The organism is Sphingomonas agri, from assembly GCF_038148795.1.
Taxonomy (GTDB): Bacteria; Pseudomonadota; Alphaproteobacteria; order Sphingomonadales; family Sphingomonadaceae; genus Sphingomicrobium; species Sphingomicrobium agri.
Genome location: NZ_JBAPEU010000001.1, coordinates 768153 through 793342 on the forward strand (window position 1 = coordinate 768153; position 25190 = coordinate 793342).

The window sequence follows — 25190 nt, forward strand, 5'->3', positions numbered from 1 at the left end:
ATCGTGCAACCGCTGCTTCTAGATCGCCGAGACGTCGTGACCGCGCTGCCGTCGACGATGGCTACGCCAGGTCCCGATCGCCAGGATCAGCACGATGGGGTAGCTCCAGAAGACGAGCGCGGCGCCGTAGGCGCGGGAGAAGAGCTGCACATCGACGGCCTTGAGAACGTGACCCAGGATCGTTGTGAGCTGGAGACCCGCGATCCACAGCGGCCAGAAGCGCTCCGACCGGAGCGCCACCCAGAGGAAACCGGCGAACACGGCGATATCGACGGCCATCACGTGGGTTTCGACGCCCGCGAAGCGGCTGCTGAGCGGCGAGATCGCGAAATGGGTCGCGATGACGCCGAGAACGAGGATGATCCCCACGTAGCGTTCGTCGCGCCTGCCCTGAAGCAGGACGTAAAGCGCGACGATCGCCAGCAAGATGCGGAAGAAATTGGGTGCCATTCGACAGAACCACGCAGCACGCCCGAAGGCGCACCGTCAATGGAGGATCTTAGGCAACGACCCGAAGAGCCGCCTGGGCAGGCGGGCATTCTTCGTCGCCGATAGCGACTGTGCGTGCGCCCGGAATGGTCTGGCGCGTTTCCGCAAGCGCAACGTGGCAATTGGCGATGCCGCCCCTTGCGGCAATGAGCCCGTTCACCGTCGCCGCGAGCTGTTCAAAGGCAGGATGACTGACAACGAACCCGGCCCGGGTAACGCCCCTTGCGTGGACCATGCGTGCCTGCAGCTCTGCGAGCTCTGCGAGCGCGGCTTCGATGCTGTCTTCGACGGCGCGAACCTGGGTTGCGACTTCGTAGACGGCGTTTTCGATCAACTGTTTGCGCATGATTGCTCCTTCCCCGGCGTTGGTCGCCGGAGTGGCTATCGGTCTGATTTGGGGTCGGTTGAGCTGCTCAGCTCTTAAGGAGCCGTGCAAGGCTTTCCAGCCCGGCGAGATACATGCCCGCCGAGAATGCTGCCCCAATCGCGATTGCCGCGATCCAGAACAGCCGCTGGCCGACGCTCATCTCATTCCGGGGGTTGCTCCTTGTTGCGAACGGCGGTTGCAGGGAAGACCGGACTGAAACGGGCCTCTGCTCGGTTAGGAAACCTGCTCCCCCGGTCCCCCCTGCGCGGTCAGCGTGCCGAATCTGATGACTGACCGCGGCTTCCGAGTGGCCGGTTTGATCTTCCCCGTGAATGTACGGCGATTGATGTATCAATCGCTGATATTGGCCCTTGTACTGGGCGACGATGCGAGCGGCCTGGGTGCGGCGCTCAACTCCGAGAATGGCAAGGGACTGACGAATGCGCTGGTCGACCGTGTGCGGGGAGATATTGAGCTGGCTCGCAATTTCCTTGGAGCTGAGGTGCTCGTCGACCAGGAGGAGGCAGTCGAGTTGGCCTGCGCTTAGCTTGGCGACGCGCGCGCCCATCACGTCCTGCCACGCGCCTTCGCTGGCCTGGAGAGACGCGTCGTGCGCTCCATCCGAATCGTCCAATGCAACACCCACCCCGCTCAACATGCGGTGCTCCCGAGCCGAGTCCTTGTGAACACCATTAGGTTATCTTGTGAGGTTTAGCCAGTTTTCGGCTGATTTCACCCAATTTCCCATTAACCAAAATCGAGGTCGCGGGCAGGGACGAGGCGGCGCGCCAGCCAGGTCGACCGTGAAGCAGCCTGAGACATGATTGCAACCTCGTGCCTATCCTCAGCTTGCGATCTGGTCCGGCTCGGGCATCGCGCTACGTTCCGGATATGCGTTCACTAACTGCAGGCTGTGCACGATTGCGCCGTCTTCATCTTCAGCGTCGATGCGAAAGCGGAAATCCAGCATTCCGTTTCCAGCGTCACGGGTCAGAATGTCCCGCGCAGCGATCATCACAGCTGAGCGGAGCGCCTCCAGGCTCGAGTATTCGCGAGAATGCCGGTCAACGAGCTTTTCAGTGCCGTCGCGCAAATGCATTGAATAACGGGCCACAGCTTCCTCCCCATTGGTGGGCGGGAGCACGCGGTCTCTCAGCCGCCGAGGCCTGAATTATCCCGGCGATAAGACCCCTTTATTCCAATCGGCGTGAGAAGTCCGAATTGTTTTTATTGTTTTTGCGCGCGAGCGCGGCGCGAGAGATAGCGGAAGAGGCGGGCAACGGGCCTAACTTCTGCCTGGCAGCGAACGCACCCAGGACGGCGAGATTGCAACGGAGAATGGTGGAGAGGGCTGGATTCGAACCAGCGTACGCTTGCGCGGGCAGATTTACAGTCTGCTGCCTTTAACCACTCGGCCACCTCTCCACGAGGTCAGGCAGGGGCGCCATGTGGCGGGGCGCCTCTGATGTGTCAACGCGCCCAATCAGCGGCGTGCCGGCTGGCCTGGCGCGGCTCGCTGGGTTTGGAGCGGGTGAAGGGAATCGAACCCTCGTCGTAAGCTTGGAAGGCTTCTGCTCTACCATTGAGCTACACCCGCTCAGGACCGGAAAAACCGCGAATCAGTGATCAGTTATCCCAATCCGATTGCAGCATCGGTCTTGCACGTTTGACCTGATGTGCCGGGCAAGTGCCACAATCGCCGCAGATTGGTCAACGTAGACGGGGCTGATTCTGGGGGCACAAGGCACGGTTAGGCGGTCCGGCTGCGGCGGAGCCTTGCAAACAAGCGGGCGAAGAAACTCGGCATTGCCTGCATTACCGGCTCGGGCTCCACGGGCGTGAGGCGCTGTCTTAGCCTCGGACCGCTTGCCGGTGCATCGGCGGTCGGGTCCTCGCGCGGAACCCACGGTTTCATCGTGAGCGTAGCAAACGCCGGCTCGGCGCCGGAAGGGGCGGACGCGGGCGCAAGTGCGGTCGAGCCAGAAGGCGCCACGAGCGAAATGAAGTCGGCGTTGACGTCGACTGTTCCGGCAATGAGCCGGCAGCCGGCGGGAAGACCAAGGTTCGAAATCGCGCGTTCCGTAGCCTGCAGGAACCGGGTGGCGAGCAGCCAGCATCCGAGCACGAATTCGACATAGCCGCCCGGAGCTCGACCCTCGACCCCATCGCGGCCGTCGCGAAGGAACCGGCGATGCTTGCATTGGATCAGTGCCGTATTGAGTTCGGCAAGGCCGGAAATCGCGCAATAGAATTCGACATCTTCCTCCGCGCCCGACCACGCAGGAAGATCCTTCCCGCATTCGAGAAGAAGCTCGGCCTTGCTCGAGCGGCTGAAAGGGAATTTCTCGTCAGAATAAAGGCCGAGGAGCAGTTCGGGATCGTGCATCCGGCCAGCCTCGAACACCAGGTCGGGAGAGTTGGTAAGCCCAAGGGTGATCGCGGTGATTGGAGGCCCCTCCCATTCCTCGAGGATGGGCAGAAGGTCATCCCAGCCTTCGAGGCTCACATCGCCGACCTGCGTCGCTTTGCACAGGCAGGCAAGCGCTCCCTCGAAGCCTGCAATCTCTGAAGCGAGGCGTGCGTCGGCCTCAAGAACGCGGCCGTCCGAAAGCAGGGCGCGCATTTCCTCGACCCAGGCGCGCTCGCCTTCGGGGTCGAGGAATCTGATCTGCAGCGGGTGAGGTTCTGCGGGTTCGCGATACGCGCGCACGCCTTCAACCTGCCGCGGATCCGGGATTGGGACGAAATGCGGATGCTGTGCGCCGACACCCGGATCAGCATTCATTGGCAATGCTCCCACGCGGCACCAGGCCGCAAATCGCTGAGCAGTGTAGCCCGGGACGGTTAAGCGATGATGTGGATGAGAGGCCTTGAGGATGCGTGTATTTGAACTGGCTTGCGCAATCTGTTTGCAGCTCGACTATGAGATAAGTCGGCGCTCGCTTTCTCCGACCCGTGCGCAATTCAGCGTGCTGGCCATCGTCTTCCTCCAACTCCGGTGACTCTCGATGAAATGCCTCATTGATCGCGACGGGGCGCTCTCGAGCGGGCTAGTCGACATCCGGACGCAGTTCCAAGTGCCCGCAGGTTTCCCGGCCAGTGTACTGGCAGAGGCAAAAGAGGCGGCGACCCGACCGCTCACCGGCCATGCCGACTGGACGGCCCGGCCATTCGTGACGCTCGACCCTCAAAGCTCGACCGATCTTGACCAGGCATTCTGCATCGAACGCTCGGCAGGAGACCTCATTCTCCACTACGCCATCGCCCACGTGTCCTGGTTCGTTTCCTCGGGGGGAGCGCTCGACACCGAAGCCTGGGCGCGCGGGGAAACCATCTACATGCCGGGCGGCAAGGCGAGTCTCTATCCCGAACTGCTCAGCGAAGGAGCAGCGAGCCTTCTTCCGAACGTCGAGCGCCCCTCGGTCGTGCTCACGGTCAGGATCGATCCTGAAGGGAAGGCCTCTCTCGACAGCGCGACGCCCGCGATTGTCCGATCGCGCGCCAAGCTCGCCTATGAAAATGTGCGTCCGGAAGATCTTCCGGCCGACTTTGCGGAATTGTCACGCCGTATCGAAGCTGCGGAGGATGCCCGGGGTGCCGCGCGGGTCGAGGCTCCCGATCAGGAACTCACCGTCGATGCGTCCGGCCATTTTACGCTCCGCTTCCGTCCGCAGCTCGATGCGGAAGTGCAGAACGCTGCCTTGTCGCTTGCTGCCAACCTTGCGATCGCAGAGACGCTGCTTGCGCATCGAACCGGGCTGTTCCGAGTGATGGCCGAACCGGACGAGTGGGCAGTGAACCGCCTGCGTCACAGTGCAAAGGCACTCGGCCTCCATTGGGCTGGGAACATCGCGCTCAAGGACTTCGAGAGAAGCCTCGACAGCGCCAATCCACGTGACGCGGCCTTCCAGGCTGCCGTTCGCCGGGCAGGTCCGAAAGCCTCCTACGCCCCCTATCAGGATCAGGTGGTGCCGTGGCATTCCGCGATGGCGGCCACCTACGCTCACGCCACGGCCCCGTTGCGCCGTCTTGCAGACCGCTACGTCATCGAGGCTGCTGTCCAGATTGCAGGCGGGGCGGCTGTTTCCGAGGAACTGGATGCGATTTTTGGGCGCCTGCCTGCGGTGATGGCAAAGGCCGAGGAAAGGGCCGGCCAGATCGACCGGGCGGTGCTCGACCTTGCTGAAGCCGTGGTTCTCGAGGGCCAGGAAGGATCCCGCTTCAGCGCGGTCGTGACGTCGATCGACGACCGCGGTGCGCGCATCCAGCTTTCAGATCCTGCCGTGATCGCCCGCGTTGAGGCCAAAGGAGCCATGCCAGGCGACGTCATTACCGTAAGCCTCGAAAGCGTCGACGTTCCCCATCGAGAAGCAAGGTTCGAGCGCGTCGGTTAGAGCCCCGTAGGTGGGGGCGGGCGGCCGCCGGTGCGTCCCTGCCCGCATGGCGCGTCCTTGCGCCGCGACGCGCGGGTTGCCCTGTTGACGACGGCCAAGCCTCTGCCTTACCAAGCGATTCGCATGACGAACCTGGTCGCCATCGCTGCAACTTCGACTGCTCACCGCTGGTGGTGGCTCAGCGTGAACATTGCGGCGCGATGGCGCGACTGATCGCCTAACACCCGATCATCGACTGCCCGCCCGCCACCGGCGGGCTTTTTTGTTTCCAGGACCACGATCATGACCATTGCAACCCTTGTTGCCGAGACAGCCGCGCCCATCCCCGCGAACCTTCCGGTCGACCTACCGGTACCGAACCCGCTTCCCAAACTCCTCGCGGGCGAGGACCTCTCAAGCGAGGAATCCGGGCATCTGTTCGAGCGTCTCGTGCTCGGGCGCCTCGAGCCCGCCGAGATTGCCGGCATGCTGATCGCACTCCGAATGAAGGGCGAGACGGCCGACGAGATGATTGGTGCTGCAAGGGCCCTGTCTGCCGCCGCCCAGCCGTTCGAGCGGCCCCAATATCTTTTCGCGGACTGCTGCGGGACTGGCGGCGACGGATCGGGATTGATCAACGTCTCTACGGCGACTGCCTTCGTTGCCGCCGCTGCCGGGCTTCCAATCGCCAAGCACGGCAACCGCAGCATCAGTTCGCGCTGCGGCTCGGCCGACGTCCTCGAGGCGCTTGGGGCAAGGATCGAGCTTTCGCCAGGAGCGGCTCGCGCGCTCCTTGATGAAACGGGATTCTGCTTCCTCTTCGCCCCTGCTTACCATCCGGGGATGAAGCATGCCGCGCTCGTTCGCCGGCAATTGTCAGTGCGCACGATCATGAATCTGCTCGGGCCTTGCATAAACCCCGCCCGGCCGCAGGTTCAGCTGTTGGGCGTTGCCGACCCAAGGATGCTGCGACGCATCGCCCAGACGCTGGATGCGATGGGCGTCGAGCAGGCGCTCGTCGTCCATGGTTCCGGGCTCGACGAGATCGCGCTTCATGGCGAGACGCTCGCGGTGCGGCTCTCTCAGGGCGAGATCAGCAACGTCGTGATCAGTCCCGAGGATGCAGGGCTCGAACGCGCTCCGCTCAACGTCGTCACCGGCGGGGATCCCGCAGAAAATGCGGCGCGCCTGCGAGGCCTGCTCGAAGGCCAGGGCTCGATCGCGGAAACCGACATCACGGTTCTCAACGCCGGGGCCCTGCTTCATGCGGCAGGCAAGGCAGCCACGCTGAAGGAGGGAGCGTTTCTCGCGCGCGAGGTCCTGCTCTCGGGCCTTGGAGCAAGGCTGCTCGACAGGTTCATCGAGGCGAGCCGTGGCTGAGCCGGCTGGACTCCTCGGACAGATTGCCGCGGCCAAAAGGAAGGAGCTGAGGACGCGTCTGGATGGCGTCGCGATCGAAGCCTTGCGATCGCGCGCGCTGCCGACGACGCGCAGCCTCGCTTGCGCACTTGCGAAGCCGGGTGCCCGTTTCATCCTCGAGATAAAAAAAGCGTCGCCGTCGTCGGGAGCCATTCGGCCGGGAGCGGATGCTGCTGCACTTGCGCGCGGCTATGCCGGGGTCGCCGATGCGCTGAGTGTTCTTTGTGACCGGTCCTATTTTGGCGGCTCGCTTGGCGACTTGGTCGCTGCACGGGCCGAGTTTGACGGCCCGATCCTCGCCAAGGACTTCTTCATTGACCCGCGGCAGGTCGCCGAAGCCCGGATCGCCGGAGCCGACGCCGTGCTCGTGATGCTGTCCTTGCTCGCTGACGAGCACGCGCGCGAGATCATCGAGGAGGCCGGCCGCTTTGGAATGGATTGCCTGGTCGAGGTTCATGATGAGACCGAGATGCGGCGAGCGCTTGCCCTTGGAAGCCCGCTGATCGGGATCAACAATCGTGACCTTCGGGATCTCAGCATCGATCTTGCGACGAGCGAGCGGCTCGCGCGCTTCGCTCCCGAGAAAATTCTCGTTTCGGAATCGGGCATCGCTACGCGTGCGGACGTCGAACGCCTGTCACCGCTTGTCGATGGCTTCTTGATTGGTTCCTCGCTGATGCGTGCTGATGAACCCGCGCAGGCTGCGCGGGAACTTATGTTCGGGCGCACCAAGCTGTGCGGGTTGAATAGCGGCGCCGCCCTCTGCGCCGCCCGGCCAGCGGCGTTCGCCGGCTTCGTGTTCGTGCCTGGCAGCCCCCGCCACGTCACGGCATCGGAGGCGGCGCCGCTGGCCGGTCAAGCCCGCAATTCCGGCATGCTTCCCGTTGGAGTATTCGCCGATGCCCCGCTCCGGGCCGTCGCGGATATGGCGAGCCTGTTACACCTGCACGCTGTGCAGCTGCATGGGCACGAGGACTGCGCGTATGTCCATGCGCTCGCCCGACAGCTCCCCGCCGGCTGCGAGATCTGGACGGCGCTGAGCGTTGGGCGAGAACCGCTCGTGAGCCGCGGCGGCGACCGCCTGGTCTTCGATAATGCAGGGGGCGGAAGCGGGTGCGCTTTCGATTGGTCGCTGATTGCGGACCACCCGCAATTGTCGAGCGCGCTCGTCGCGGGGGGCATCGGCGCGCACAACGCGCAGGATGCGGGGCGCCTTGGCGCCTATGCAATCGATGTCGGCTCGATGCTCGATGCCCGGCCTGGGCTCAAGGCCCCGGACAAGATCGCTGCCCTGTTCGACTGCCTCCGTCCATCCGAGCGCCCGCGGCTCCGCCAATGCGCCTGAATGGCCGCTTCGGCCGCTTTGGCGGTTGCTACGTACCGGAAATTCTCGTTCCGGCGCTCGAGCAGCTCGAGACGGCGTTCCTCGACGCCGCAAACGACTCCTCGTTCGTGGCCGAGCTGAACGGCTTCCTTGCGCATTATGCCGGCCGGCCAACGCCACTGACCCGTTGCCGCAACCTCCCCAGCAACATTTACCTGAAGCGCGAGGATCTGCTCCACGGAGGCGCACACAAGACCAACCAGGTGCTTGGGCAAGCTCTCCTTGCAAAACGAATGGGCAAGAGCCGGCTCATTGCCGAGACGGGCGCTGGACAGCATGGTGTCGCGACGGCGATCGTCGGCGCGCTGCTGGGCTTCGAGACGGTCGTTTACATGGGGGCCGAGGACGTTGCGCGCCAGCAGCTCAACGTCTTCCGGATGCAGCTTATGGGCGCACGGGTCGTGCCGGTGGAGAGCGGCGGCCGCACCTTGAAGGACGCGATCAACGAAGCCTTGCGCGATTGGTCCGCGAGCTTCGAGACCACGCATTACCTGCTGGGCACGGCAGCAGGTCCACATCCCTTTCCGACGATGGTCCGCGAGTTCCAGAGAGTCATCGGACGCGAGGCGCGTCAGCAGATGCTCGAGCAACTGGGCCGCTTGCCGGATTCGGTGATCGCCTGCGTCGGCGGCGGCTCGAATGCGATCGGCCTGTTTGCCGATTTCATTGACGACGATGTGCGTCTGATTGGTGTCGAAGCTGCTGGAAAGGGCCTGGATACCGATGATCATGGAGCAACCTTATTGAGGGGCTCGCCGGGGATCCTTCACGGGGCCGAGACCTACGTGTTGCAGGACGCCGATGGCCAGGTGAACGACAGCTGGTCGGTTTCTGCAGGGTTAGACTATCCCGCCGTGGGTCCCGAGCACGCGCATCTCAAGGAGAGCGCGCGGGCCCAATATGTGGGCGCAACGGACGAGGAAGCGCTCTTCGCTTTCAAGGCGCTCGCTCAAAACGAGGGGATCATCTGTGCCTTCGAATCCGCGCACGCCCTTGCCCATGCGCTGAAGCTTGCAGACCGCGAGCCGGACAATGTGATCCTCGTGGGACTTTCCGGCCGAGGCGACAAGGACGTCGCACAGGCCCAGGATCTTCTGGGTTCGTCCAAATGAGCCGCTACGCCCGGATGTTCGAGCGGCTCGATGGTGAAGGGGCGTTCGGCGTCTTCCTGATGCTCGGCGATCGCGATCTGGAAACGAGTGCGCGGCTCCTCGACGCTGCCGTTAAGGGCGGCGCAGACATGATCGAGGTCGGGATCCCCTTCTCTGACCCGGTGGCCGACGGACCAGTAATCCAGGCTGCAGCGCAGCGGGCGCTTGCGGCCGGCGTTACGGTTACCGACTGCCTGGGACTGATCGGCGCGTTTCGGGCCCGACATGCTGAAGTGCCCGTCGGCATCCTTACCTACGCGAATATCGTCCGTGCCCGGGGAGGGTTCATGAGCGATGCTGCCGAGGCTGGAGCGGACAGCCTGCTGATTGCCGACGTGCCCTCGCTCGAGGCCGAGCCGTTCGTGCGCGAGATGATCCAGGCAGGGATAGAGCCGGTCCTGATCGCCGCTGCAAACTCGCCGCCTCCCAGTCTTGAGCGCATCGCCTCGCTATCCAAAGCCTATACCTACTGCGTCAGCCGCGCAGGCATCACCGGCACCCATGCCGGCGGCCAGTTCGACTCGGGCCTGATCGGCCGCGTCGAAGCCGCCGGCGGTCCGCCGGCGGTGTTCGGGTTTGGGATCGCCAAACCCGAGCATGTCGCCGCTGCTCTCCGCGCGGGCGCGAAGGGCGTGATCTGTGGCTCGGCGATCGTCGATTGCGCGGCGCGTGGCGGAAACGTTACGGAGCTGGTACGATCGATGAAGGCGGCTACGCGGGAACGACTCGGGGCCGCAATGAATTGAATCGTCCAAGGAGACGAATTCATGGCTGCGCGTCCGATCTGGCGAGGGCAAATCCGGCTCGCCTTAGTGTCCATACCGGTGGAGCTTTATCCTGCCACGCGAAGCGGGGCGCAGATCCAGTTCCATCAGGTCCACGAGCCAACCGGCAAACGGATCAAATATGAGAAGGTGGTTCCTGGTGTCGGTCCCGTCGACAAGGACGAGATCGTCAAGGGGTACGAAGTCTCGAAGGGCCATTATGTCCTGCTCGATCCCGAGGAGATCGAGAGCGTGAAGCTCGAGAGTCGCAAGACCCTCGACCTCGTCGAGTTCGTTGACGACGACGGCATCGACCCGATGTATTTCGACAAGCCTTATTATGTCGTCCCGGCGGACGACCTTGCCGAGGAAGCTTATGTCGTCCTCCGGGACGCGCTCAAGGCGGCCAACAAGGTAGGAGTTGGCCAGCTTGCGATGCGGGGGCAGGAATATGTCGTCTCGCTCAAGCCCTTCGATCGCGGCCTCATGCTGAAAACGCTGCGCTACGCGGACGAGGTCAACAAGGCTTCGGGCTTCTTCCGCGATATTGGCGATCACAAGCCGGATCCGGACCTTCTCGACATGGCATCGATGCTCATCGAGCGAAAAGCCGGTGAGTTCGACCCGCGCGAATTCCACAACCGCTACGTCGATGCGCTCCACCGGCTGATCGAGGAGAAGCAGAAGAAGAAGGGCGAGAAGATCATCGAGGATCCGGACGCTGCCGAAGGGCCGCCGAAGGGCGCCAACGTCATTGATCTGATGGCCGCGCTCAAAAAGAGCCTGGGCGACCAGAAGGCTCAAGGCGGCAAGTCCAAGAAGGCGGCTGCCAAGAAGGAAACCTCAAAGAAGGCGCCGGTGCGAAAGCGAGCTTAAGTCATGGCGCGCAAGGTCCCGCTCGACATCGAGACCTACAACCGGAAACGCGACTTTTCGAAGACGAAGGAGCCGCGGGGCCGTAAGCTCAAGGGCCAAGGCGACAGCTTTGTCGTGCAGAAGCACGAGGCCTCGCGACTGCATTGGGATTTCCGGCTCGAGCTCGACGGTGTGCTCAAGAGCTGGGCAGTACCCAAGGGCCCAAGTCTCGATCCCGGTGAGAACAGGCTTGCGATGCGAACCGAGGACCATCCGCTCGATTACGGCGATTTCGAGGGAACCATTCCCAAGGGAGAATATGGCGGCGGTACCGTAATGCTATGGGACCAGGGCCGCTGGATTCCCGACCCTCGCAAGGATCCGAGCAAGACCATCGAGGAAGGGCACCTTCATTTCACCCTCGAGGGCGACCGAATGAAGGGCGAATGGGTGATGTTCCGTCTCAAGCCCAAGCCCGGTGAGAAGGCCGAGCCATGGATGCTGAAGAAGGTGACGGACGGTTATGCCGACCCTGGCGACGGCGATGCGCTGGTCGATAATTGCGTGACGAGCGTCACGACGGGCCGGACGATGGCCGAGATTGCCGCTGGCGAGGACGTCTGGGAGTCGAACCGGGGCGGCAAGAAGGGCGGGCGCGCCAAGAAAGTCGCCGGCAAGGCGCCGCCGCCTTTCCAGGAGCCGCAGCTTGCGACCCTGGTCGACGATGTCCCCGAAGGGACCTCGTGGATCCACGAATATAAATATGACGGATACCGCCTTCTGCTTGCGGTCGGAGAAGGCGTCGCAACCGCCTGGACCCGCAACGGCAAGGATTGGAGCGACAAGTTCAAGGCGCTTGTAAAGGCTGCCGCGCGCCTGCCTGCGGGCTGCCTCATCGATGGCGAAGCCGTGGCGATCGACGATAAGGGAAAACCGAGCTTTCAGCTCCTCCAGTCGACACTGAAGGATCACAAGGGCGCGAACCTGGTCTTCTACGCCTTCGACCTCCTCGTTGACCGGGGAGAAGACATCAAGGCGCTTCCGAACATCGAGCGAAAGCAGCGGCTGGCAGCACTGCTGGAAGGGATCTCGCCTCCAATCCTTTACGGCGACCATGTGATCGGCCGTGGGGACGAGCTGTTCCGCGAGGTCTGCAAGACCGGCGGCGAGGGGATCGTCTCCAAGCGTGCAAGCGCCCGCTATCGAGGGGCGCGAGGCCGCGACTGGCTCAAGGTCAAATGCACGCAGCGCCAGGAATTCGTGATCGTCGGCTGGTCGGAAAGCGACAAGCGCATCGGCTTTCGTTCGCTGCTACTTGCGGCAAAGGACCGCGGGAAGCTCACCTATGTCGGCAAGGTCGGCACAGGCTTCAATGCGAGGCTCATCCAAGAGCTCATGGACCGCATGGAGCCACTCGCCCTCGACAGGGCGCCGGTCGAGGTTCCTCGCGCCGACCGCAAGGGCGCGCATTGGATCAAGCCGCAACTTGTTGCGGAAATCGCCTTCGCGGAATTTACCGACGACGGGATCCTCAGGCACCCGAGCTTCATTGGGCTTCGCGAGGACAAGCCCGCAAAGGACGTCGTCGTGGAGCAGCCGCAGAAGCTCAAACCCGCTGAGCGCAGACGCAAACCAAAGAAAGCGGCCGCCAGGGGCTCGAGTGCCGAGGATTTTGGCATCGAGATCAGTAGCCCCGAGCGCGCCATATTTCCCGAGCTCGGGCTCACCAAGAAGGATCTTGCGGACTATTACGCGGCGATCGAGCCGCTGATCATGATCGATGCTGCCAGGCGTCCGATGACCCTGATCCGCTGTCCCGGCGGACGCACGGGCGAATGTTTCTTCCAGAAGCATGACAAGGGGACGTTCGGACCGCACGTGAAGCATATCCCCATCGAGGAGAGCGACGGGGCAATCGAGGATTACCTCTACTTCGACGACATCAAGGGACTGCTCGCGAGCGTCCAGATGGGAACGATCGAGTTTCACGGCTGGGGCAGCAAGATCGACAAGGTCGATTATCCCGACCGGCTGGTGTTCGATCTGGATCCGGACGTGGGCCTCGACTTCGACAAGGTGAAGACCGCGGCGGTGCGGCTCAAAGCCTTGCTTGAGGATCTAGGCCTCCGGAGCTTCCCGCTACTTTCGGGAGGCAAGGGTATCCACGTCGTCGTCCCGCTCGACACCTCGAAGGACTGGCCCACGGTCAAGAGCTTCGCCGAGCGCTTCAGTCGGGCGATTGCCGACGCGGAACCTCAGACCTTCACCGCGAACATCCGGAAGGTCCAGCGGCAGGGCCGCATTTTCCTCGACTGGCTGCGCAACCAGCGCGGCGCGACGGCCGTGATGCCTTATTCCGCCCGCGCCCGCGAAGGAGCACCGGTATCTGCGCCCGTCGCATGGGAAGAGCTCGACCATTACCAGAGTGGGCACCATTTCAGCATCCGCGACGCTGACGAGCTTCTCGATCGTGCGGGCTCGAAGCTTCTTTCCGGCTGGGGCGAAGCGAAACAGGCCTTGCCCGACGCCTAGCGGATGTGCGCGAGCTCGATGCCGCGCGTCTCCCGGGCGAGCAACGCGCTGACGCCGCTGATAAGACAGGCAATGGCGACATAAATCGAGACTGGCACCGAGGAATGCTGGCTCTTGTAGAGCCACAGCGAGATGATGGGAGCAAGCGAGCCCGCGAAGATGGCGGTGAGCTGATAGGCGATCGACACTCCCGAATAGCGGATGCGGGTGGGAAACAGCTCCGTGATGAATGCGGCCTGCGGCGCGTACATGGATCCGTGCAGCACCAGGCCCACGACGACCGCAAGGATGATCACGGCATTGCTGCCGCTCGCGAGCATCGGGAAGAACAGGAAGATGAAGAGAGCGCTACCGAACGCTCCGAAGGCGTAGACCGGGCGCCGGCCGACGCGATCCGAGAGTGCCGCGAGGAGCGGAATGGCGATGAACTGAACCGCGGCACCCACCAGCAAGGCATCGAGCGCCAGGCTGCGGCTGTGCGCTGCGACGTCGACCAGGAAGGTCAGCGAAAAGACGGTCAGCACATAATAGACGATATTCTCGCCGATCCTGAGGCCCGCACCAAGAACCAGAGCTCGCGGGCGCTCGCGGATAACATCCATTGCCGGCAGCTTTGCGGGAGCTTGCGCGGCTTCTATCTCGGATTCGAACATCGGGCTCTCGCTGACGCGGTTCCTGATGTACCAGCCGACGGCGACGAGAACGGCCGAAAGAAGGAACGGGACTCGCCATCCCCAGGAGACGAATTGCGTCTCACTTTGGAAGCCGGCCATCACCGCCAGCACTCCGGCCGACAGGAGACTCCCCAGGGGAACGCCTGCCTGAGGCCAGCTCGCCCAATAGCCCCGCCGTGCAGCGTCGCCGTGCTCGGCCGCCATCAGCACCGCACCGCCCCATTCGCCACCGACCGCGAACCCCTGGAGCACGCGAAGCAGGATAAGCCCGATCGGTGCCGCGACCCCGATTGCTGCATAGCCCGGCAGGAGGCCGATCAAGAGGGTGGCAAGACCCATCATGACGAGGCTCCACATGAGGAGGCGCTTGCGGCCGATCCGGTCGCCGAAATGCCCGAAGACGACACCGCCGAGCGGACGGGCGATGAAGCCGACCGCATAGGTGGCAAAGGCGAGCAGGGTGCCCACCAGTGGATCGAAGGAGGGGAAGAAGAGCTTGTTGAAGACCAGTGCGGCAGCCGAGCCGTAGAGAAAGAAATCGTACCATTCGATCGTCGTGCCGATGAGGCTTGAAAGAATGACGCGCGCGAGCGGACTGCGCTTTGCTTCATTTGCCGGCATGAATGACCCTCCCTCGTCTCGCTGCTAGCCTGATCTCGAGCGCAACCGCCAGTTTGCGTGTGCTCACGCTTGCCCCGGTCGCCGCTGCGTCTTAGCCCTCGTTCGCATGCGCACCCTCGTCCTCCCTGCCTTCCTGTTTCTCCTTACAGCCTTTTCATCGCCGCAACCCGACCGATGGCGAACGGAAGCATCGCGGGTCACGATCGCGCGCGACAATTGGGGCATTGCTCACGTCCATGGAAAAACGGATGCCGACGCGGTCTTTGGCATGATCTATGCCCAGGCCGAGGATGATTTTCCGCGGATCGAGGCGAACTATCTGACCAACCTCGGGCGCACAGCCGAGGCCGAGGGCGAGAAGGCGGTCTGGCAGGATCTTCGAGCCCGGCTTTACGTCAGCGAGAGTGAGCTCAAGGCAGATTATGCGCGCAGCCCACCCTCGATGCGCAGCCTCATGGACGCATGGGCCGACGGACTGAATTATTTCCTTGCGACACATCCTCATGTGCACCCGCGTGCGATCACTCGTTTCGAGCCGTGGATGGCGCTGAGCTTCACCGAGGGAAGCATCGGCGGCGACATCGAACGGATCGACCTCAAGGAACTCGCGGACTTCTACGGCGACAAGCCCCGGATCGCGCTTGCTGCGCCCGACACCGAGCCGCGAGGGTCAAACGGCATCGCCATTGCACCCAAGCTCACCAGCAACGGACGGGCACTGCTCCTCATCAATCCGCACACGAGCTTCTACTTCCGCTCCGAGCTGCAGATGTCGAGCGATGAGGGTCTCGACGTCTATGGTGCTGCAACCTGGGGCCAGTTCTTCATCTACCAGGGCTTCAACCCGCACGCCGGATGGATGCACACTTCGAGCGGCGTCGATAATGTCGATGAATTCGCCTACCGGGTCGAGCGTCGCGGGCCCGGCTTTTGCTATTGGTATGGGCCCGTCTGCCGGCCGGTCGGCCTCCGGCCGATCACCATCCGCTATCGTACATCGGGCGGACGGCTCGCTTCGCGCAGCTTCACCGCATTGATGACCCACCGGGGTCCGATCGTTCGCGCCGAGCATGGCCGCTGGGTTGCCTTCGCGATGATGGACAAGCCGGTCGAGGCGATTCAGCAAAGCTTCCTTCGGACCAAGGCCAGCGACCTTGGCTCTTTCATGCGGATCTCCGAGCTCAAGGCGAACAGCTCCAACAATACCGTCTTTGCCGACGACAAGGGCGAGATCGCGGTCCTCGCCCCGCAGTTCATGCCGCGCAGGGACAATCGCTTCGATTATACGAGGCCGGTCGACGGAAGCGACCCGGCGACGGACTGGCGCGGTCTGCACGCCGTTTCAGAGCTGCCAAATACGATCAACCCGGTGAGCGGGTGGGCCTTCAACAGCAATGACTGGCTCTATTCGGCCGCCGGGGCCTATTCGCCAAGGCCGCAAAACTTCCCCGCCTATCTCGACATGGCGGGCGAGAGCTATCGCACTATTCATGCAACGCGCCTCCTGACACAGCCGGGCCCGTGGAGTCTCGATCGGCTTGAGACGGCCGCTTACGACAGCCAGCAACCCTCGTGGGAGGTGCTCGTGCCGATGCTGGTCTCGGCCTTTCAAGGCCTGCCGGCCACCGACGCGCGGAGGGCACGCCTTGCCGAGCCCATCGCCGCCTTGAATTCCTGGGACAAGCGATGGTCGACGAGCTCGGTCCCGAACACGCTCGCAAACTTCTGGGGAGACGAGCTCGCAAAGGCAGTCGGCTCACGCAAGTGGAACGACCACCAAAATGCGTTTCGCCACATGGAGCAGCTGAGCGGCGCCGAGAAGATCGAGACCTTCGAGCGCAGCCTCGTTCGCCTGGAGGGCGACTTTGGAAGCTGGCGCGTGCCGTGGGGAGAGGTCAACCGGTTCCAGCGCATTTCGCCGGCAATCGATTCGCCCTTCGACGACAAGGCGCCGAGCATTCCCGTCGGCTTCACCTCCAATCGCTGGGGCTCGCTCGCATCGTTTGGCGCGACGCAGAAGCCTGGAACCAAGCGTTGGTACGGGACCAATGGGAACAGCTTCGTGGCCGTGGTGGAGTTCGGACCTGACGGTCCACGCGCCCGTGCGGTGACTGCGGGCGGCGAGAGCGGCAATCCCGCGTCTTCGCACTTCGACGATGAGGCTGAGCGCTACGCGGCCGGCAATCTTCGAAATGTCTACTTCACGGCTCAGGACCTCAAGGGTCACACCGAGCGGGTATACCGCCCGGGCAACTGATCACAGCCCTGCGAACTTGTCCGTCGCCCGGATCAGGCCATCAAGGACGCCGGGTTCGCTGAAGAGGTGGCCGCCATCCGCAATGATGTTCAGCTCGACCTCGGGCCATGCCTGCTTGAGTTTCCATGCAGCAACGGGCGGGGTGCACGTGTCGTGCCGGCCCTGGACGATCACTCCCGGGATGCGGCGCAGCTTCTCTGCTCCGCGCAGTAGCTGACCCTCGTCCAGCCATCCGTGGTTTGCCATATAGTGGTTCTCGATGCGCGCTACGGCGACCGCGACCTCGGGACTGGTAAAATGCTCGATGGTCTCGGGGCTGGGGAGCAGGGTGACGATGTCTCCCTCCCACTTGCTCCAGGCCTTGGCGGCGGTCAGCTGCGCCTGCGCGTCATTGCTGGTCAGCCGCTTTCGATAGGCCTCGACCAGATCGTCTCGCTCGCCTTCGGGAATTGGCGCCAGGAACTCCTCGAACTTGTCGGGATAGACCTGTGAGGCGCCGCCCTGCCTGTACATCCAGTCGAGTTCGTTTTGATCGAACAGGAAGATGCCCCGAAGCACGAGCTCGGTCACACGTTCGGGATAGGTCTGCGCATAAGCGAGCGCCAGCGTCGAACCCCAGCTTCCTCCGAAAACCTGCCATTGCTCGACCTTGGCGACACTGGTTCTCAGCTTCTCCAAGTCCTCGACGAGGTCCCATGTCGTGTTGTTTTCGAGACTGGCGTAAGGCGTCGATTTGCCGCAGCCTCGCTGGTCGAAGACCAGGATCTTGTACTTGTCCGGGTTGAACTGGCGACGATGGTCAGGACTCGATCCACCTCCTGGACCGCCGTGCAGAAATACCACCGGCTTGCCCTCGGGGTTGCCGCACAGCTCCCAATAAAGGCGGTGACCCTCACCTACATCGAGCATTCCCGTCTCATAGGGTTCGATCGCCGGATAAAGCGTGCGGCGCTTGGGGCTCATCGCGTCCATCAGAAGCTGAACTCCTCGTAGATGTGGGACACGTCACCGCCCCATTCGTTTGAATATTTGTTGAGCAGCCGGTCGGCTGGAGTGATGCCGGTGAGGACGACTTCCCTCAAGGGGTCGAGGAAGCCGACTTCATTGTCGCCCGCGCTGTTGAGACGCGCCCTCCGGGTGAGGCCACCCGCCGCGATCTCGAGCACGTCGCCGGCAAGCTCCTGCATCGATCGCCCATCGGGTGTCCGTGCATCGAGTGCGAGGCCTGGAACATCGCGCCTCAGCGTCTCGCGGCTCTCGATGGTCCAATCCTTGACCAGGTCCCAGGCGGCATCAAGCGCTTGATCATCATACAATAGTCCGACCCACAGCGCCGGAAGCGCGCAGATACGGCTCCAGCGGCCGCCATCGGCGCCGCGCATCTCGAGGAAACTCTTGAGCCTCACCTCCGGAAAGGCGGTCGAAAGATGATCCGTCCAGTCGCTGAAAGTCGGCTTTTCGCCCGGAAGCTGCGGCAGCTTTCCCTCGAGGAAGGCCCGGAAGCTCTGGCCGGCGACGTCGATATACTTCCCGTCGCGGTAGACGAAGTACATCGGGACATCGAGCATGTACTCGCAATAGCGCTCGTAGCCGAAGCCGCTCTCGAACACGAAAGGAAGCATCCCGGTGCGGTCGGGATCGGTGTCTTCCCAGATTCTGCTGCGGAAGCTCTTGTAGCCGTTGGGCTTTCCCTCGGTGAAGGGCGAATTCGCAAATAGCGCCGTCGCCACCGGCTGCAGCGCCAGGCCCACACGAAACTTTTTCACCATGTCGGCTTCAGACGAGTAGTCCAAATTAACCTGAATGGTACAAGTGCGAAGCATCATGTCGAGACCGAGCGTTCCGACCCGTGGCATGTAATCGAGCATGATGGCATAGCGCCCCTTGGGCATGACGGGCAGCTCGCTGCGCGTCTTGTCCGGCCACATGCCGAGGCCGAGGAAGCCAAGTCCCAGACGCTCGCCGACGCTCTTGCACTGGTCGAGGTGACGCGCTGCTTCCGCGCACGTCTGGTGCAGGTTTTCAAGCGGTGCACCGGAGAGCTCGAACTGTCCGGCGGGCTCGAGGCTGATCGTGCCGTCATAGGGGCCGATGAGCGCAATGATCTTGCCGCTTTCCTCGACCGGCTTCCATCCGAATTCGGTGAGGCCGAGAAGCAGATCCCGGATCCCGCCCGGCTCCTCCCACGAAGGCGCCCGGTGGTCCTCCAGCCGGTAGACGAACTTCTCGTGCTCGGTGCCGATACGCCACTTTTCGCGGGTCTTCTCGCCCCCTGCGAAGACGGACAGCAGGTCATCGCGGCTCTCGATGCGCGGACTGGCGCTATCGTCGGTACGGGTCGTCATGGCTGGCGGCGCTTAGCCGCCCCAAGATACGTGCGCCAGCGATTCTGACTTATGAGTCAATAAGCCGCCAGTCGCCTGCGATCGCCATGTAGCTTGCGAGCGCGGCAAGCGCCGCGGTTTCGGCGCGGAGGATCCGGGGGCCAAGCGATACGGGCGCCGAATTGGGAGCGGCTCGGATGATCGAGCGCTCCTCGTTGGTGAAGCCGCCCTCGGGCCCGGTGAGGATCAGCGCCGGACCCCGCCTAAAGGCGTTCGCAGCAGGTTCGCCTCCGCCCTCGTCCGCGAAATACAAGCGGCGGTCGGGATCGCGGTTTTCAAGGAGGCGCGTGAGCGCCACGGGCTCCTCTATTGCCGGAAGACGGGTCCGCCCGCATTGCTCGGCCGCCTCGATCGCGATCGCCTCGAGCCGCGCGAGCTTCACGCGTTCCGTCACTGTCCTTTGAGTCATCACCGGGAGAAGGCGATCCGCGCCAAGCTCGGTCGCCTTCTCAACGAGCCAGTCGGTCTGGCTTCTCTTTACCGGTGCAAAAGCGAGCCAGACCTCGCTTGCCGGTTCCCGATCGCGGGTCTGATGCTGGATGGCAAGGCTCATTCGCCTCTTGCCGGCCTTGGCAATGCGGGCCAGCCACTCGCCCGACTGGCCATCGAACACCAGAAGCTCGGCCCCGGGGCCGAGGCGCATCACATTGCCAAGATAGTTGGCCTGCGCCGCATCGAGCTTAAGGAGTTCACCCTTTGAGAGCGGCTGGCGCACGAACAAGCGGGGGAGGCTCTTGGGCGGCCATGCAGGCGTTGCGGGCATATGGTCGGGCTTATCCTGCCAGCAACCGTCAGGCCATGCCCAGCAAAGCAAACCCCCCGTGAAGGATGGAAAAAGACCTCGGCGCGGGCTCTCGATCGGCGCACGGGCGTCCCGCCACCCGGACTGCCGATGGGCACTCGACAAGCCTGCAGCGAGGCGCCCGCCGGCGGGGCCAGGCGTGTCCATGAGGCTGACCACCTGATCCCCACGCCGGTTTGTGCTGCCCCATGGAGCACGGGTTCATCCTCAAGACAAAAGTCGCGTGCGGCGTTAACTGGCAATTCGTGACAGCAGGCACGGATATCGTTCCCGACAGCGAACGGCGGGGCTTCATTGGCGCTTTGCCAGCCCGCCTGCGTCCTTTTGCGTCCCTCATGCGGCTCGACCGGCCAATCGGTACATGGCTTCTCTATTGGCCGTGCGCCTGGAGCGTCGGCCTTGCCGGCGTCGCAGGCCGCTGGGACCTGTTCCTGTGGCTTGGACTTGGAGCACTCGCAGCGCGCAGCGCCGGCTGCGTCTACAATGATATCGTGGACCGTGATCTCGACGTCAGGGTCGAGCGGACGCGGCTGCGACCACTGGCGAGCGGACGCGTGTCGCTTCGCTCAGCCTGGGCCGCGATTGCCCTCCTTTGCGCCGTCGGCATGGTCGTGGTCGCCGAGCTCAAATGGGTTGCAGCGATCATCGCTCTTCTCAGCATCATCCCAGTTGCAGCCTATCCGTTCATGAAGCGGATTACCTGGTGGCCGCAGGCCTGGCTCGGGCTCGTCTTCTCCTGGGGGGCGCTTGTCGGCTGGCCGGCCGTTACCGGGAGCTTCGCAATCGCCCCGCTTCTGCTTTGGCTGGGATCTGTCTCCTGGGTCATCGGCTACGACACGCTCTATGCGATCCAGGACAAGGAGGACGACGCGCTCATAGGCGTCAAATCCTCGGCTCGCCGCCTCGGCAAACACGCCCCGGCGGGAATCGCGATTTTTTACGCGATTGCGCTTCTCTTGTGGGGCGCCGCGGTCTGGAACGTCAGACCCGACTGGGTGGCGCTCCTGACACTGGTCCCCGCCGCGCTGCACCTTGCCAACCAGGCGCTTCGGGCAGACCCGGACGACGGCGATCTCGCGCTTCGCCTGTTCCGGTCGAACCGCTCGTTCGGCCTCCTCTTGTTTTTCGCAATGCTGGTCGTGGGCCTCTCGGCGCGCTAGGGCGCGCGGCTCATGCTCTCCCCCGCCGAAGCCAGGACCACCGCGGAAAAGCTCGTCGAGCGAGGGCTCCGGGCAGGAGCAAACGCCGCCGACGCCCTCTATGTCGGCGACCGTTCCTCGAGCGTGCAGGTCCGGCTCGGGAAGCTTGAGGATGTCGGACGCTCCGAAGGTGCGCAGGTCGGGCTTCGGCTTTTCGTCGGGCAGCGCTCGGCGACCGTCGCCTCGTCGGATCTTTCCGACGAAGTGCTTGGGATGCTTGTAGAGCGCTGCCTCGCCATGGCCCGCGAGGCGCCCGAGGACCCCTATGCCGGTCTTGCGCCCCCAGAGCTGCTGCAGCACGGAAAAAACCCGCGGCTGGATATTTCCGACCCCATCCATCCCGATCCCGAAGAGCTCCGGAGCAGGGCGCTCGAGGCGGAGAATGCAGCCCTTGGAGTGGTCGGCGTCACCAATTCGAGCGGAGCTGGTGCGAGCGCCTCGAGCACCATCATCGCACTTGCGACTTCGGGCGGGTTTTCGGGCACCTACGAGGGCAGTTCCCATAGCTGCTCGGCAACCATGATTGCCGGCGAAGGCCCGTCAATGCAGCGGGATCATGCCTGGCACAGTGCCCGCCATCTGCTCGATCTCGATGCTCCCCAAGCCATTGGCCGCAAGGCCGGGGAAAGGGCCGTCGCGCGGCTCAACCCGACAAAGCCAAGGCCCGGTCGCTATCCCGTGCTGTTCGACCCGCGTGTCTCTTCCACCTTGCTCGGTCATTTCGCGGGTGCGATCAGCGGTTCCGCAATCGCGCGGCGAACGAGCTTTCTCCAGGAGAAACTTGGAGAGCAGGTCTTCGCGCCGGGAGTGACCATGGTCGATGACCCGCTGCGCGAGCGGGGCCTGCGCTCAAGGCCATTCGACGGGGAAGGGGTGATGGTTTCACGCCAGGAGCTCGTCTCGAAGGGCGTTCTGGTGAAGTGGATTGCCGAAAGCGCTTCTGCGAGGCAGCTCGGCATCTTACCGACCGGGCATGCGGTGCGGGGCGTTGGCGGAGCGCCGGGGGCGAGCCCGAGCAACTTCTACCTTGCGCCCGGCAAGAGATCCCGTGAGGAATTGCTTGCCAGCGTTCCTGAGGCACTGCTCGTCATCGAGCTGATTGGCCAGGGCATCAATCCGGTGACGGGCGACTACAGCCGGGGCGCGGTGGGGTTCATGGTGCGCAACGGAGAGGTCGCCGAGCCCGTGTCGGAGATCACGATCGCCTCGAACCTCGTCGACATGTTTGCGACACTGGAGCCGGCCGCGGACCTCGAGTTTCGACGGGGAATCGACGCGCCGACGCTCCTGGTTCCGGAAATGACGGTGGCGGCGGCCTGATCTCAGGCGGCGATCCGCGAAAGTCCCAAACGCGCAATCTCGATCTTGAGACAGCGATCCATCACGACCTTGAGCCCTGCCGCCTCGGCCCTCGCGGCCGCTTCCTCGTTGATGACGCCGATCTGCAGCCAGACCGCCTTGGCGCCGATGAAGATGGCCTGGTCCACGGCTTCGCCCGCGGCCTCGGGTCGACGGAAGATGTCCACGATATCGATGGGAACGCCGATCTGCGCCAGTTCACGCCAAACGAACTCGCCATGGACATGTTCGCCCGTGATCTGCGGATTGACTGGAATGACGCGGTAACCGTGGTCCTGGAGGAATTTCATGACACCATAGGAGGGGCGTTGTGGCCGGTCCGAAGCGCCGATCATGGCGATGGTGCGGGCATTCTTGAGGAGTTCGGCAATCTCTTCGTCGGTCTCGAGCGGCATCCGGGGACTCCTCTTTGCGACAGCTTAATGCCCGAGCGCCTGAAGCAGTTTCGAAGCGAGGTCGGCGAACGGCCTGGCCTCGGCTGTATCGGATGCCGCGGGAGGCTGGCCTGCGTCGGAAGCTTCGCGAATGGCGATGGAAAGGGGGAGGCGTCCGAGGAAGGGCACGCCCATGTCGGTCGCGGCGGCCTCGGCGCCGCCAACGCCGAAGGGGTGAGAGGTGCCGCCGCAATGCGGACAGGAATAGGTGGCCATGTTCTCGATGATTCCGATTACGGGAACACTGGTCTTGTTGAAGAGGTCGACAGCCCGCCGGGCATCGATCAGCGAGAGGTCCTGCGGCGTTGAAACGATGAGGGCGCCGGCGGGCCGGGAGCGCTGGATGAGCGAAAGCTGGACGTCGCCGGTGCCCGGGGGAAGGTCGACGATCAACAATTCCGAATCACCCCAGTCAGCGTCGATGAGGTTGGCAAGGGCGCCCGTCGCCATCGGGCCGCGCCAGGCCAGCGCGTGACCTGGCGAAACCAGCTGCCCCAACGATAGAAAGCGGATGCCGTGCGCCTCGACGGGGATCAGCTTTTCATTTTCGGCCGTCGGCTTGTCGTGGCGTCCGAGCAAGGTCGGCTGTGACGGCCCGTAAACGTCGGCGTCGATGAGGCCGACCTTCTTGCCTGCGCGGGCAAGTGCGATTGCAAGGTTGGCGGAAACCGTGGACTTGCCCACCCCGCCCTTGCCGCTTCCGACGGCGATCACCGTCCTTGCAGTCTGGGCGGCGGTCATTGCGATCCGCACTTCCTTGACGCCGCTCATTGAAAGCGCCGCAGCGCGGAGCTCGTCCTCGAGCTCCTTGCACTCGCTCTCCCCAAGGCCCGTGGCGTCGACGATAATGGTCGCGACGTTGCCAGCGAGCTTTCTCGACCGGATACGTTGAGTGTGCGGCAGGCCCGTCAGCGGGTCGACAGACTGGTCCATGCGGGGTGACATAGGAAGCGCACGCCCGCTTGCCACTGTTTTTGTTGCACGGCGCTCCCTATACTTGCCGCGATGAACATCATTTCCGGGTGGGCAACGCGCGCGCGCGGCTTATTCACCGACACCAAAGGGCCTTGGGGTCCAAGCAGCAGCGATGGCGGCGGCAGCGACGTTCCGCCGACCGACGCTTCCAAGGGACCAGGCAACGGCCCCTGGGGCGAACCGACGCGGCGAGGCCGCCGCCCTGGTCTTGGGGGTGCCAACGTATCGGCGCTCGATGAGCTGCTCCGCCGGAGCCGCGCTCGCTTCGGTGGCGGGGGAGGAGGCGGGCTTCCGGGCCGCGCCGACCGGTCCCTGATTCTCTGGGCGATCGCGGGCTTCGTCCTCATCTGGCTGGTTGCGACCAGCATCCACTCGATTTCGCCAGGACAGCGCGGGGTCGTCACCCGCTTTGGCCGTTACAGCTACACGCTCGGGCCGGGCGTCGGTTTCACCCTTCCGGCTCCGGTCGAACGCGTGAAGAAGATCGACGTCGAGAAGATCCGCACTAACGATCTTGGCTCCCAGAGCAGCGAAGACCTGATGCTGACGGGCGACCAGAACCTCATCGACATCGCCTATTCGGTGCGGTGGAATATCAAGAGTCCCGAGCTTTACCTGTTCCAGCTCGACCAGCCGGACGAGACGATCCGGCAGGTTGGCGAGAGCGCGATGCGTGCGGTGATCGCGGAGGTCACGCTGCAGGACGCGATGGGCGACAAGCGCAGCGAGATCGAATCCAGGGTCGCTGATGGAATGCAGCGCGTGCTCGATGGCTATCACTCCGGCATCCAGATCCAGGGCGTTGCGATCCAGCAGGCCGATCCCCCGGGCGAGGTCAACGATGCCTTCAAGGAAGTCACTGCCGCCCAGCAGGATGCCAAGTCCTATGTGAACCAGGCGAATGCCTACGCACTTCAGCTGACCGCCAAGGCGCAGGGCGAAGCGGCGGCCTTCGACAAGGTCTACGAACAATATAGGCTCGCGCCGGACGTTACCCGCCGGCGCATGTATTACGAGACCATGGAGCAGGTGCTCTCGAAGGTGGACAAGACGATTATCGAGGCGCCTGGAGTTACGCCCTATCTGCCGCTGCCGCAGGTTCAAAAGCAACAACAGCAACAGCAACAGCAGCAGGAGCGGCAGCAGTGACC

22 protein-coding genes and 2 tRNA genes are annotated in these 25190 nt (G+C 63.6%); 11 read left to right on the forward strand and 13 right to left on the reverse strand.

The annotated features are described in order from the left end of the window. Positions 1-18: 18 nt before the first annotated feature. From V8192_RS03815 to V8192_RS03845, 7 genes are all read right to left on the reverse strand, one after another. A complete protein-coding gene (locus V8192_RS03815) occupies positions 19-450 on the reverse strand; it encodes a hypothetical protein (RefSeq protein WP_341631720.1) in 432 nt (143 codons plus the stop codon). A 49-nt stretch (positions 451-499) separates the two neighbouring features. Further along, complete coding sequence (locus V8192_RS03820; protein WP_341631721.1) at positions 500-835, reverse strand: hypothetical protein; 336 nt, start codon at positions 833-835, stop codon at positions 500-502. Positions 836-902: 67 nt separating this feature from the next. Further along, positions 903-1514: a helix-turn-helix domain-containing protein gene (locus V8192_RS03825; protein WP_341631722.1), complete on the reverse strand. Its 612-nt coding sequence runs from the start codon at positions 1512-1514 to the stop codon at positions 903-905. Positions 1515-1700: 186 nt separating this feature from the next. Further along, positions 1701-2000, reverse strand: a complete 300-nt coding sequence (locus V8192_RS03830) for a DUF6894 family protein (RefSeq protein WP_341631723.1) — start codon at positions 1998-2000, stop codon at positions 1701-1703. 195 nt (positions 2001-2195) lie between these two features. Then, positions 2196-2281 (reverse strand) — tRNA-Tyr (locus V8192_RS03835). A gap of 98 nt (positions 2282-2379) precedes the next feature. Continuing rightward, positions 2380-2453 (reverse strand) — tRNA-Gly (locus tag V8192_RS03840). 153 nt (positions 2454-2606) lie between these two features. Beyond that, positions 2607-3641 (reverse strand): hypothetical protein, encoded by a 1035-nt coding sequence (locus tag V8192_RS03845; protein WP_341631724.1) that lies wholly within the window; start codon positions 3639-3641, stop codon positions 2607-2609. 223 nt (positions 3642-3864) lie between these two features. Between V8192_RS03845 and V8192_RS03850 the strand changes: the two genes are divergently transcribed. The 7 genes from V8192_RS03850 to ligD all read left to right on the forward strand — a co-directional run bounded on the left by V8192_RS03850 (position 3865) and on the right by ligD (position 13334). Further along, the gene (locus V8192_RS03850) at positions 3865-5250 is read left to right on the forward strand and encodes an RNB domain-containing ribonuclease (RefSeq protein ID WP_341631725.1); all 1386 of its coding nucleotides are present in this window, start codon (positions 3865-3867) and stop codon (positions 5248-5250) included. Between the two features lie 282 nt (positions 5251-5532). Then, positions 5533-6609 carry an anthranilate phosphoribosyltransferase gene (gene trpD / locus V8192_RS03855; RefSeq protein ID WP_341631726.1) on the forward strand — a complete coding sequence of 359 codons (1077 nt, stop codon included), beginning with the start codon at positions 5533-5535 and terminating at the stop codon, positions 6607-6609. Then, positions 6602-7993: a bifunctional indole-3-glycerol-phosphate synthase TrpC/phosphoribosylanthranilate isomerase TrpF gene (gene trpCF / locus V8192_RS03860; RefSeq protein ID WP_341631727.1), complete on the forward strand. Its 1392-nt coding sequence runs from the start codon at positions 6602-6604 to the stop codon at positions 7991-7993. Before trpD ends, trpCF begins: the two co-directional genes overlap by 8 nt. Further along, positions 7984-9144 carry a tryptophan synthase subunit beta gene (gene trpB, locus V8192_RS03865; protein ID WP_341631728.1) on the forward strand — a complete coding sequence of 387 codons (1161 nt, stop codon included), beginning with the start codon at positions 7984-7986 and terminating at the stop codon, positions 9142-9144. The genes trpCF and trpB overlap by 10 nt, the downstream gene beginning before the upstream one ends. Then, on the forward strand, positions 9141-9929 hold the full coding sequence (gene trpA, locus V8192_RS03870; RefSeq protein WP_341631729.1) for a tryptophan synthase subunit alpha: 789 nt from the start codon (positions 9141-9143) through the stop codon (positions 9927-9929). The genes trpB and trpA overlap by 4 nt, the downstream gene beginning before the upstream one ends. A 21-nt stretch (positions 9930-9950) precedes the next feature. Beyond that, positions 9951-10823 (forward strand): non-homologous end joining protein Ku, encoded by an 873-nt coding sequence (gene ku, locus V8192_RS03875; RefSeq protein ID WP_341631730.1) that lies wholly within the window; start codon positions 9951-9953, stop codon positions 10821-10823. Between the two features lie 3 nt (positions 10824-10826). Continuing rightward, positions 10827-13334, forward strand: coding sequence for a DNA ligase D (gene ligD / locus V8192_RS03880; RefSeq protein ID WP_341631731.1), 2508 nt, complete (start codon positions 10827-10829; stop codon positions 13332-13334). On the opposite strand, the gene V8192_RS03885 is transcribed toward ligD, so the two are convergent. Continuing rightward, complete coding sequence (locus V8192_RS03885; protein WP_341631732.1) at positions 13331-14629, reverse strand: MFS transporter; 1299 nt, start codon at positions 14627-14629, stop codon at positions 13331-13333. The two genes, ligD and V8192_RS03885, sit on opposite strands and share 4 nt — an antisense overlap. 106 nt (positions 14630-14735) lie before the next feature. Between V8192_RS03885 and V8192_RS03890 the strand changes: the two genes are divergently transcribed. Continuing rightward, positions 14736-16886 (forward strand): penicillin acylase family protein, encoded by a 2151-nt coding sequence (locus V8192_RS03890; protein WP_341631733.1) that lies wholly within the window; start codon positions 14736-14738, stop codon positions 16884-16886. Here the strand turns inward: V8192_RS03890 and pip are convergent, their stop codons facing one another. From pip to V8192_RS03905, 3 genes are read right to left on the reverse strand one after another with little or no spacing between them, the layout of a single operon-like run. Continuing rightward, positions 16887-17849 carry a prolyl aminopeptidase gene (gene pip / locus V8192_RS03895; RefSeq protein WP_341632300.1) on the reverse strand — a complete coding sequence of 321 codons (963 nt, stop codon included), beginning with the start codon at positions 17847-17849 and terminating at the stop codon, positions 16887-16889. It lies immediately after the preceding gene. Positions 17850-17857: 8 nt separating this feature from the next. After that, a complete protein-coding gene (locus tag V8192_RS03900) occupies positions 17858-19231 on the reverse strand; it encodes a glutamate--cysteine ligase (RefSeq protein ID WP_341631734.1) in 1374 nt (457 codons plus the stop codon). Between the two features lie 49 nt (positions 19232-19280). Next, entirely contained in the window at positions 19281-20033 is a 753-nt protein-coding gene (locus V8192_RS03905) for a 16S rRNA (uracil(1498)-N(3))-methyltransferase (RefSeq protein WP_341631735.1), read from the reverse strand. A 227-nt stretch (positions 20034-20260) separates the two neighbouring features. Here V8192_RS03905 and ubiA point away from each other — a divergent pair, with 227 nt between their 5' ends. Then, complete coding sequence (ubiA, locus tag V8192_RS03910; protein WP_341631736.1) at positions 20261-21232, forward strand: 4-hydroxybenzoate octaprenyltransferase; 972 nt, start codon at positions 20261-20263, stop codon at positions 21230-21232. 12 nt (positions 21233-21244) lie between these two features. After that, positions 21245-22591 (forward strand): TldD/PmbA family protein, encoded by a 1347-nt coding sequence (locus V8192_RS03915; protein ID WP_341631737.1) that lies wholly within the window; start codon positions 21245-21247, stop codon positions 22589-22591. A gap of 2 nt (positions 22592-22593) precedes the next feature. Here V8192_RS03915 and V8192_RS03920 read toward each other — a convergent pair whose 3' ends face one another. Further along, positions 22594-23025: a CoA-binding protein gene (locus tag V8192_RS03920; RefSeq protein ID WP_341631738.1), complete on the reverse strand. Its 432-nt coding sequence runs from the start codon at positions 23023-23025 to the stop codon at positions 22594-22596. A 24-nt stretch (positions 23026-23049) separates the two neighbouring features. Beyond that, complete coding sequence (locus tag V8192_RS03925) at positions 23050-23835, reverse strand: Mrp/NBP35 family ATP-binding protein (protein WP_341632301.1); 786 nt, start codon at positions 23833-23835, stop codon at positions 23050-23052. A 234-nt stretch (positions 23836-24069) separates the two neighbouring features. Here V8192_RS03925 and hflK point away from each other — a divergent pair, with 234 nt between their 5' ends. After that, positions 24070-25188 carry an FtsH protease activity modulator HflK gene (gene hflK, locus V8192_RS03930; RefSeq protein ID WP_341631739.1) on the forward strand — a complete coding sequence of 373 codons (1119 nt, stop codon included), beginning with the start codon at positions 24070-24072 and terminating at the stop codon, positions 25186-25188. The last annotated feature ends 2 nt before the right edge of the window (positions 25189-25190 follow it).

Excerpts from the sequence above, each read along its gene's own strand:
- hflK (WP_341631739.1), top strand. The coding sequence starts at position 24,070 with ATGAACATCATTTCCGGGTGGGCAACGCGCGCGCGCGGCTTATTCACC.
- ubiA (WP_341631736.1), top strand. The coding sequence starts at position 20,261 with ATGGAGCACGGGTTCATCCTCAAGACAAAAGTCGCGTGCGGCGTTAAC.
- trpD (WP_341631726.1), top strand. The coding sequence starts at position 5,533 with ATGACCATTGCAACCCTTGTTGCCGAGACAGCCGCGCCCATCCCCGCG.
- trpA (WP_341631729.1), top strand. The coding sequence starts at position 9,141 with ATGAGCCGCTACGCCCGGATGTTCGAGCGGCTCGATGGTGAAGGGGCG.
- V8192_RS03900 (WP_341631734.1), bottom strand. The coding sequence starts at position 19,231 with ATGACGACCCGTACCGACGATAGCGCCAGTCCGCGCATCGAGAGCCGC.
- V8192_RS03905 (WP_341631735.1), bottom strand. The coding sequence starts at position 20,033 with ATGCCCGCAACGCCTGCATGGCCGCCCAAGAGCCTCCCCCGCTTGTTC.
- V8192_RS03850 (WP_341631725.1), top strand. The coding sequence starts at position 3,865 with ATGAAATGCCTCATTGATCGCGACGGGGCGCTCTCGAGCGGGCTAGTC.
- V8192_RS03915 (WP_341631737.1), top strand. The coding sequence starts at position 21,245 with ATGCTCTCCCCCGCCGAAGCCAGGACCACCGCGGAAAAGCTCGTCGAG.
- V8192_RS03920 (WP_341631738.1), bottom strand. The coding sequence starts at position 23,025 with ATGCCGCTCGAGACCGACGAAGAGATTGCCGAACTCCTCAAGAATGCC.
- pip (WP_341632300.1), bottom strand. The coding sequence starts at position 17,849 with ATGAGCCCCAAGCGCCGCACGCTTTATCCGGCGATCGAACCCTATGAG.
- trpB (WP_341631728.1), top strand. The coding sequence starts at position 7,984 with ATGCGCCTGAATGGCCGCTTCGGCCGCTTTGGCGGTTGCTACGTACCG.
- V8192_RS03825 (WP_341631722.1), bottom strand. The coding sequence starts at position 1,514 with ATGTTGAGCGGGGTGGGTGTTGCATTGGACGATTCGGATGGAGCGCAC.
- V8192_RS03820 (WP_341631721.1), bottom strand. The coding sequence starts at position 835 with ATGCGCAAACAGTTGATCGAAAACGCCGTCTACGAAGTCGCAACCCAG.
- V8192_RS03815 (WP_341631720.1), bottom strand. The coding sequence starts at position 450 with ATGGCACCCAATTTCTTCCGCATCTTGCTGGCGATCGTCGCGCTTTAC.
- V8192_RS03890 (WP_341631733.1), top strand. The coding sequence starts at position 14,736 with ATGCGCACCCTCGTCCTCCCTGCCTTCCTGTTTCTCCTTACAGCCTTT.
- V8192_RS03845 (WP_341631724.1), bottom strand. The coding sequence starts at position 3,641 with ATGAATGCTGATCCGGGTGTCGGCGCACAGCATCCGCATTTCGTCCCA.
- V8192_RS03925 (WP_341632301.1), bottom strand. The coding sequence starts at position 23,835 with ATGAGCGGCGTCAAGGAAGTGCGGATCGCAATGACCGCCGCCCAGACT.
- V8192_RS03885 (WP_341631732.1), bottom strand. The coding sequence starts at position 14,629 with ATGCCGGCAAATGAAGCAAAGCGCAGTCCGCTCGCGCGCGTCATTCTT.
- ku (WP_341631730.1), top strand. The coding sequence starts at position 9,951 with ATGGCTGCGCGTCCGATCTGGCGAGGGCAAATCCGGCTCGCCTTAGTG.
- ligD (WP_341631731.1), top strand. The coding sequence starts at position 10,827 with ATGGCGCGCAAGGTCCCGCTCGACATCGAGACCTACAACCGGAAACGC.